Source organism: Oleiphilus sp. HI0079 (genome assembly GCF_001635105.1).
Window position 1 is genome coordinate 1 of record NZ_LWFT01001419.1, and the last position, 771, is coordinate 771.

General features: G+C 49.3%; 1 protein-coding gene. It reads left to right on the plus strand.

Annotation, left to right across the window (positions count from 1 at the left end; translation table 11 throughout):
* Positions 1-106: 106 nt before the first annotated feature.
* Positions 107-771: DNA repair protein RadC (gene radC / locus A3750_RS24485; RefSeq protein ID WP_068549025.1), on the plus strand; the 665-nt coding region annotated here is incomplete at its 3' end.

Consider the following 771-nt stretch of genomic DNA (forward strand, 5'->3'; position numbering starts at 1 on the left):
TCGATGTTCTGCACCTCTTTATGCTCATCAAGGTGTTTTAGAAAACGGCGTAAAACAGCGGCTTCCAGTTCAGTTTGTGTGCTTTGATCGATCTTAGTATCCATGAATGCTCCTTATTGTTGATGCCGTGCAGTGTTGTCACTTGCGCTTGCCTTGTCAATACGCTGTCTTGTTGGAGTTGGGCAATAAGGGTATAACGGTACATCCAATTAATGACTGGCTACTAAAAGGATTTAGTATGGCGATTCATACTTGGCCCGAGGGAGAGCGGCCAAGAGAAAAACTCCTATCAAGAGGTGCAGCAGCGCTCAGTGACGCTGAGCTGCTCGCCATATTTCTGCGCACCGGTACCCGAGGACGCTCAGCTCTTGATTTGGCGCGAGACCTACTCCTGCACTTTGGTGATCTCAATAAGCTATTAAGTGCATCACTCGATGACTTTTGCAAAACCAAAGGCATGGGGTCGGCAAAGTATGCGCAGCTTCAGGCAAGCCTGGAGATGAGCAAACGCGTGTTTCGTGATGAGTTGAGAGAGTCGACAGTTATCTCTAACCCCGATGCGTGCAAGCGCTATGTGGTGCATGCCCTTGGGCAGCGTATGCATGAAACGTTTGCGGTCTTGTACTTGAATACGCAGCATGCCATTGTCGGATTCGATGAGCTATTTCAAGGCACGATTGATGCAGCCTCCGTTTATCCACGTGAAGTGGTCAGAGCTGTTTTGGCGAAAGGCGCAGCGGCGGTTATTTTGTGTCATAACCATCCTTCCGG